The organism is Pseudomonas sp. PS02303, assembly GCF_029959925.1.
Classification (GTDB): domain Bacteria; phylum Pseudomonadota; class Gammaproteobacteria; order Pseudomonadales; family Pseudomonadaceae; genus Aquipseudomonas; species Aquipseudomonas mandelii.
Window position 1 is genome coordinate 1 of the sequence record NZ_JASCOM010000322.1, and the last position, 5,970, is coordinate 5,970.

Below are 5,970 nucleotides of genomic sequence, written 5' to 3' on the forward strand. Positions count from 1 at the left end.
ACGCGCAGCTGATGCAGCGCGTCGCGGTTCAGGTGGGCGGCGCCTGCCGCCACACCTTCCAGCCAGGCCGTTGAATCGGTCACCTCATACTGCGGCCAACTCTGCGCCACACGTTCCAGTCGCAACAGCAGATGCCGTTCGGCTTCCATCTCCAGTGCTTTCACTTGTTCGCGCAGATCATCCAGTCCGGCATCCTCGCTGGCGGCGGCTTTCCATTGCATTCGCAAGGCGCGCAACGGTTGCACGACATCTGCGTCCCAAGGTCCGGCTATATCGCGAAGCAACTGCAAGCGTTGTTCGTTACAGGTGACGCCCCGTTCTCCCAGCCACAACGCGCATAGCAGCAAGCACACGTTCACACCCGCCGACTGCAACGTCAGGCACGCGTCTTCAATGCCGGGACGCGCGTAGGTGGTAAGGGAAAAGCTCCACAGGTCAGAGGACATAGTGCTACTCGCGCCAGTTGCGAGCGAAGCTGGTAGACTCCGCCGCCATTATGATTCGACTTCAGAACCTGACTTTACAGCGTGGCCCTCAACGTCTGCTAGAAGACGCTGAGCTGACCCTGCACGCCGGCCACAAAGCCGGCCTCATCGGTGCCAACGGCGCCGGCAAATCGAGCCTGTTCGCCTTGATTCGGGGCGAGCTGCACCCGGACTCGGGTGACTGCTTCCTGCCGGCCGACTGGCGCATCGCCCACATGCGTCAGGAAATCGAGACCCTCGAACGCCTGGCGGTCGACTACGTGCTCGATGGTGACCTGCGCCTGCGTGAGGTGCAACGCGACCTCGCCGCTGCCGAAGCATCGCATGACGGCGCCGCTCAGGCCCGTCTGCACGCGGAACTCGACAGTGCCGACGGTTACACCGCCGACGCCCGGGCTCGCAAGCTGCTGGCCGGTCTTGGGTTCACTAACGAGCAAATGGATCGTCCGGTAGGAGATTTCTCTGGTGGCTGGAGGATGCGTCTGAACCTGGCGCAGGCTTTGATGTGCCCCTCGGACCTGTTGCTGCTCGACGAACCGACCAACCACTTGGACCTCGACGCCATCATCTGGCTCGAAGAATGGCTGAAAAGCTATCCCGGCACCTTATTGCTGATTTCCCACGACCGGGATTTCCTCGATGCCGTGGTCGATCACGTCGCCCACGTCGATCAGCGCAAGATCACCTTGTACCGTGGTGGTTATAGCGCCTTCGAACGTGCCCGAGCCGAACGCCTGGCCCAGCAACAGCAGGCCTACGAGAAGCAGCAGGCGCAACGTGCGCACATGGAAAGCTACATCGCCCGCTTCAAGGCCCAGGCCACCAAGGCCCGTCAGGCCCAGAGCCGGATCAAGGCGCTGGAGCGGATGGAAGAGCTGTCCGCCGCCCACGTCGATTCGCCGTTCGACTTCGTCTTCCGTGAATCGCAGAAAATCTCCAGCCCTTTGATCGATCTGTCGGACGCTCGCCTGGGTTATGGCGACAAAGCCGTGCTGGAGAAGGTCAAGCTGCAACTGACCCCCGGTGCGCGGATCGGTTTGCTTGGCCCGAACGGTGCCGGTAAGTCGACCCTGATCAAGAACCTCGCCGGTGAACTCTCGCCGTTGGCCGGGCGCCTGACCCGTGGTGAGAACACCGTCGTCGGCTACTTCGCCCAGCATCAGCTCGATTCCCTCGATTCCAAGGCCAGCCCGTTGCTGCACTTGCAGCGTCTGGCACCGACCGAGCGCGAGCAGACTCTGCGCGACTTCCTCGGCGGTTTCGACTTCCGTGGCGCGCGTATCGACGAGCCGGTGCTGAATTTCTCCGGTGGCGAAAAGGCCCGTCTGGCCCTGGCATTGATTGCCTGGGATCGGCCGAACCTGTTGCTGCTCGACGAACCGACCAACCACCTGGACCTCGAAATGCGCCTGGCGCTGACCATGGCCCTGCAGGAATTCAGTGGCGCGGTGCTGGTGGTCTCTCACGATCGTCATCTGCTCAAAAGCACCACCGATAATTTCTATCTGGTGGCCGACGGCAAGGTCGAGGAGTTCGACGGCGATCTGGAAGACTACGCCCGCTGGCTGGTCGACTACCGTCAGCGCAATGCGCCGGTCAGCAACACCCCGGTCAACCCGGACAAGACCGACAAGAAGGCCCAGCGCCAGGCCGCTGCTGCGTTGCGTCAGCAACTGGCACCGCACAAGCGTGAGGCTGACAAGCTCGAAACCGAGTTGGGCAAGCTGCACGAGAAACTGGCGAAGATCGATACCAGCCTCGGCGACAGTGACATTTACGAGCTGGCGCGTAAGAACGATTTGCGCGATCTGCTGGCTGAACAGGCCAAGTTGAAGGTGCGTGAAGCCGAACTCGAAGAAGCCTGGATGGAAGCCCTGGAACTGCTCGAAAGTATGCAGGCGGAGCTGGAGGCGCTGTCTTGATGGAAGCCTTCAAGCTGCCGCTGCCGGCGGGGTGGGGCGAGCCGATCTGGTTCGCTGCGCAAATCCTGCTGATTCTGTTGGCGGGTTACCTTGCCCAGCGCTTCGTCGCTAAATGCCTGACGCGCCTGGGCGAGCGCTACCCGTTTCCACCGCAACTGCTGATGCCGCTGCGCGGAGGTTTGCGCTGGCTGATCATGGGCAGTGCGCTGATTTTCGTACTCGAACGCCTCGGAGTTTCGGCCACCGTGCTCTGGACCGCGTTGTCCGGGTTTGTTGCGGTCGCGGCAGTGGCGTTCTTCGCCATGTGGAGCGTGCTGTCCAACCTGCTGTGCGCGATCCTGATCTTCACCGTCGGCCCGTTCCGCATCGGTGACGTCGTCGAGTTGGTGGACACCACCGACAAGCCCGGCGTCAAAGGCCGGGTGGTGGCGATCAATCTGCTTTACACCACGCTGATTGAAGCGGAAGAGCTCGGTACCGGCAGCGCCATGGTGCAAGTGCCCAACAGCCTGTTCTTCCAGCGTTCGGTTCGGCGCTGGCGCGGGAGTGATGTGTTTCCGTTGAGCGGGATCGAAAAGTAAACCTTCTGTTGCCGGACATACCGCTATCGCGAGCAGGCTCCTCCCACAGGGGAACGTATTTCAACTGTGGGCGTGAACCGGCTCGCGATGGGGCCAAAAGTCATAAAACGTTGGTCGGCAGTCGCTCTATCCTTCAAAAAATCGGTAGTCATCAGCCCAAAGCCGCATTAGCTTAGACGTCTGTCACAAGTCTGAGTCGAGGTGTGCAATGGAGCTTCAAACATGGCTGGCGTTTTTTGCCGCCTGTTGGGTGATCAGTCTGTCTCCCGGTGCCGGCGCCATTGCGTCGATGTCCAGCGGTCTGCAATACGGTTTCTGGCGCGGTTACTGGAACGCACTGGGCCTGCAATTGGGCCTGGCGGTACAGATCGCGATTGTCGGCGCCGGTGTGGGCGCGATTCTCACGGCATCAGCCACCGCTTTCTATGCGATCAAATGGTTCGGTGTGGCCTACCTCGTTTATCTCGCGGTCAAGCAATGGCGCGCGCTGCCCAGCGACATGAGCGACGACGCGGCCGTGCGTCAGATCGGCAAGCCGCTGGCTTTGGTGTTCCGTGGGTTCCTGGTCAATATCAGCAATCCCAAGGCTCTGGTGTTCATGCTGGCGGTGTTGCCGCAGTTCATTGATCCTCACGCACCGCTGCTCGCTCAGTACCTGATCATTGGTGTGACCATGGTCTGCGTCGACCTGATCGTCATGGCCGGGTACACCGGGTTGGCGTCGAAGGTGCTGCGCCTGTTGCGCACGCCCAAGCAGCAAAAACGCATGAACCGGACCTTTGCCGGGCTGTTCATCGGTGCGGCGGCGTTTATGGCGACATTGCGCAAAGCTGCGGTTTAAAGCACCAAGGAACACAGAAGGCGACCTCCGAGGTCGCCTTTTTCATGTCCGGAGCCCGTGCAGAAACGCCGGTACTTGCTAACAAAGCTTGAGTGAAAGTCATTGGAAGTGAACAATGTGTTACTTCGTATTTCCAATTGAGATTCATTCATGACTGCCCCGTCCCGTTTCCTGGCCTGGCTGGTGTTGCCGCTGTTTGCCTTGTGCAGTTTCAATCTGCTGGCGGACACCGTGGAAGGCGCGCCGCAAGCCCTGCATTTGCTCGATTACATCGGCGCGGATTATCCGCAGACGGTGCAAGCGGGCAAGGTCATCGACGAGTCCGAATACCGCGAGCAGCTGGAATTCATCAAGGTGCTGCAAGGCTTGATCGTGGCGATGCCGGCCAAGCCGGAAAAAGCCGGGCTGGAGCAGGGCGTCAGCACGCTTCGCAGCGCCATCGCTGCCCGTCAGGACGGCGCGGACGTGGCCCGTCAGGCTCGGCAACTCGGCGCGAAACTGGCCGTGGCCTATGAAGTCAGCCAGGCGCCGATCATTACCCCGGATCCAACCCGTGGTGCCCCGCTGTATGCCCAGCACTGCTCGGTCTGCCACGGCGATACGGGGGCCGGTGACGGCCCGGCCGGTGTCGGTCTGACGCCGCCGCCGGCCAATCTGCGTGACACGGCGCGCCTGGATCACCTGAGTCTGTACGCGATCTACACCACAGTGGGCCTGGGCGTCGAAGGCACGGACATGCCGGCCTTCGCCGATCAACTGGACGATCGCCAGCGTTGGGACCTGGCAACCTACATCGCCGGTTTCAGCGCCGATCCGGCCGCCGCCACATCCGAAAAGACCTACAACATCGCCGACCTCGCTCGTCAGACGCCAGCCGAAGTGCAGGCCGCCGATGGCCCGCAAGCCGCCGCGACGTTCCGTGCGCAGCGGGCGCAACCGCCGCAGGTCAAGCGTGGCCCGGCGCAGTTGCTCGACTACACCGCCGCCACCCTGGACAAGAGCCTCGCGGCCTACCGTGCCGGTGATCATGATCAAGCCTATGACTTGTCGGTAGCGGCGTATCTGGAAGGCTTCGAACTGGTCGAGAGCTCGCTGGACAACGTCGACGCCAACGTGCGCAAGGACACCGAAAAGTCCCTGATGGCGTACCGTCAATCGTTGCAGGACGGTTTGCCGGTGGCCCAGGCCCAGCAGCGTCTGGACGCGGCCAAGGCCAAGTTGAAGGAGTCCGCTGGCCTGCTGGGCAGCGACGGCTTGAGCTGGTCACTGAGCTACATCTCCGGTTTGCTGATTTTGCTGCGTGAAGGCCTCGAAGCGATTCTGGTGCTGGCGGCGATCCTGGCGTTCCTGCGCAATACCGGCCAGCAATCGGCGGTTCGCAGCGTCAACGTCGGTTGGGGCCTGGCGTTGTTGGCGGGTCTGGCGACCTGGGCACTGGCGGCCTATGTGATTGATGTCAGCGGTTCGCAGCGTGAATTGCTGGAAGGTGCGACGGCGTTGTTTGCCGCCGTCATGGTGCTCTGGCTGGGCGTGTGGATGCACGACCGTCGTCACGCGGCAGCCTGGCAGGATTACATCAAGAGCAGCCTGGTGGGCGGCGGCGGACGCTTCGGCTTTGCGACGCTGGCGTTTTTCTCGGTGTATCGTGAGCTGTTTGAAGTGATTCTGTTCTACGAAACCCTGTGGCTGCAGGCGGGGCCTGCGGGGCATAACGCAGTGTTGGCCGGTGGTGCAACGGCGCTGGTGTTGCTGGTCGGGCTGGCGTGGGTGATCCTGCGTGGCTCGCAGAAACTGCCGCTGTCGTTGTTCTTCAGCATCAACGCCGGTTTGCTCTGCGCGCTGTCGGTGGTGTTCGCCGGGCATGGCGTGAAGGCGTTGCAGGAAGCCGGAATCTTCGGCACCCGGCCGGTGCCGTTCTTTGACTTCGACTGGCTGGGGATCCACGCGGATGCGTATTCGCTGAGTGCCCAGTGCGTGGCGATCGTTGCGATTGTGGTGCTGTATGGCCGTAGCTGGATGGCGGAGAAGCGGCGGGTGCAGGTTTCTTAAGAGCATTCGCTGCGCTCATATTCGCGGGCAAGCCTCGCTCCTACAGGTTGTACGCGGCCCCAAATAACGCGCGAATCCTGTAGGAGCGAGGC

Annotated in this window: 5 protein-coding genes; 4 read left to right on the plus strand and 1 reads right to left on the minus strand. The window is 61.9% G+C overall.

What is annotated here, in order from left to right; genetic code table 11:
• A partial coding sequence (locus tag QMX98_RS31520; protein WP_282411927.1) for a TIGR02444 family protein occupies positions 1–446 on the minus strand: 446 nt, incomplete at its 3' end.
• A 50-nt stretch (positions 447–496) separates the two neighbouring features.
• On the opposite strand from QMX98_RS31520, the gene QMX98_RS31525 reads away from it, so the two are divergent.
• The 4 genes from QMX98_RS31525 to QMX98_RS31540 all read left to right on the plus strand — a co-directional run bounded on the left by QMX98_RS31525 (position 497) and on the right by QMX98_RS31540 (position 5,878).
• On the plus strand, positions 497–2,407 hold the full coding sequence (locus QMX98_RS31525) for an ATP-binding cassette domain-containing protein (protein WP_282411928.1): 1,911 nt from the start codon (positions 497–499) through the stop codon (positions 2,405–2,407).
• Positions 2,407–2,988 (plus strand): mechanosensitive ion channel family protein, encoded by a 582-nt coding sequence (locus QMX98_RS31530; RefSeq protein WP_010465057.1) that lies wholly within the window; start codon positions 2,407–2,409, stop codon positions 2,986–2,988. Before QMX98_RS31525 ends, QMX98_RS31530 begins: the two co-directional genes overlap by 1 nt.
• 208 nt (positions 2,989–3,196) lie before the next feature.
• Positions 3,197–3,829, plus strand: coding sequence for a homoserine/homoserine lactone efflux protein (rhtB, locus tag QMX98_RS31535; protein WP_010465055.1), 633 nt, complete (start codon positions 3,197–3,199; stop codon positions 3,827–3,829).
• A gap of 150 nt (positions 3,830–3,979) precedes the next feature.
• The gene (locus QMX98_RS31540) at positions 3,980–5,878 is read left to right on the plus strand and encodes an FTR1 family protein (protein ID WP_282411929.1); all 1,899 of its coding nucleotides are present in this window, start codon (positions 3,980–3,982) and stop codon (positions 5,876–5,878) included.
• Positions 5,879–5,970 lie beyond the last annotated feature (92 nt).

What these genes read in the sequence shown, in the direction of transcription:
- QMX98_RS31525 (WP_282411928.1), top strand. Translation starts at nt 497, where the DNA reads ATGATTCGACTTCAGAACCTGACTTTACAGCGTGGCCCTCAACGTCTG.
- QMX98_RS31530 (WP_010465057.1), top strand. Translation starts at nt 2,407, where the DNA reads ATGGAAGCCTTCAAGCTGCCGCTGCCGGCGGGGTGGGGCGAGCCGATC.
- rhtB (WP_010465055.1), top strand. Translation starts at nt 3,197, where the DNA reads ATGGAGCTTCAAACATGGCTGGCGTTTTTTGCCGCCTGTTGGGTGATC.
- QMX98_RS31540 (WP_282411929.1), top strand. Translation starts at nt 3,980, where the DNA reads ATGACTGCCCCGTCCCGTTTCCTGGCCTGGCTGGTGTTGCCGCTGTTT.